The sequence below is a fragment of the Leptospira limi genome, assembly GCF_026151395.1.
Classification (GTDB): Bacteria; Spirochaetota; Leptospiria; order Leptospirales; family Leptospiraceae; genus Leptospira_A; species Leptospira_A limi.
This window is the reverse complement of sequence record NZ_JAMQPV010000016.1, coordinates 1-1194: the sequence shown is the minus strand read 5'-3', so window position 1 is coordinate 1194 and position 1194 is coordinate 1. Positions and strand designations below refer to the sequence as shown.

Here is a 1194-nt window from a genome sequence, read left to right as displayed (position 1 = left end):
CCCTTTTAAGTTTTCGTCTTTCTCAATATTCTATTGCTTTATTTATTTTAATCAAAGTTCTGTTTTACAAAACTTTATTTGGGATATTTCAGCGAAAATTGATCTATAAGAAAGAATAAATTTCAATTACTTCTTACCAATATTTTTGGTCTTGATTCTTTCTTAAGTTTCTCCTTTCTATATCATGGACACTGCAATTAACATACGCTAGCCGCTGCGCTTCGGGACTTTCGCCCTCGCTTGGCCTTCGGCACATAGGCTTCTGGCACTCCTCTTGCTCAAGCAAGCCTCGTGCCAGTCCCTAACGCCTCTTCGAGGCTCAGGGTCAGCCTACGTCGGTTAGCTAGTTCGTTATGCGAAATAAAACAAAATTAAACTAAAAAAATGAATCCTTTAAGTGTATTAGAAGCAATTGGTCAATTTTTCTATTGGATAGTTTATCTGGTAAATCCTAACTTTAGAGAAGATGTAAAGATTAAAGAAATTGAAAGAAAAGAACACCAAAAGTTATCGTCATCAATTGAAAAAAAGAAATCACAGGAAATAGAAATAAAAGAATTTGAGGAAAATCGTAAAAATAAAATTAATAATAATGAAGATCTTATTAAAATCTGTTTCGATGATCCTGTATTTTGTGATGAATATCATATTCTATTAGAAAAATTAAAATCAGAAATTAAGAATAATCAATTAAGACTACAATTTGTCGAGGAATGGAATAATACTTTTTCAAACATTAATTATGGATGTTATTGTAGAATTAAACCGAATTTTAATATCTACAATATTTGTCCTATCGATCAAAATTCTCTAGATAACGCCTGCAAATCCCGACATGATTGTATTTCCTCTAAAAATCTTAATTGGAGCGAAAAATCAGAATGTAATTCAAATTTTTCAGAATTTCTTGATAAAATACCCTATTCAAAGCAGAAATATTTCGATTTAATAACCAATGAAGAAATATTGATTTTGAATGCTAATAAATATAAAGCTCTTCTAAGTATTTATAAGAAAACCAATTGAACATCCGTTTTACTTCGCATAACAGCGACTTACCGCTTCGCTTCGGCACTTACGGCCTCGCTCGGCCTGCGGCAAATTCCCTTTCTGGCATTCGCCTTGCTTACGCAAGCTACATGCCAGTCCCTAACGTCCCGTTCCGGGACTCAGGGTCAGGGAACTTCGGTAAGT

1 protein-coding gene is annotated in these 1194 nt (G+C 33.7%); it reads left to right on the top strand.

All coding sequences use genetic code 11. The annotated features are described in order from the left end of the window. Positions 1–384 precede the first annotated feature (384 nt). Positions 385–1026, top strand: coding sequence for a glycine/betaine ABC transporter permease (locus ND812_RS18360; protein WP_265376762.1), 642 nt, complete (start codon positions 385–387; stop codon positions 1024–1026). Positions 1027–1194: the final 168 nt, after the last annotated feature.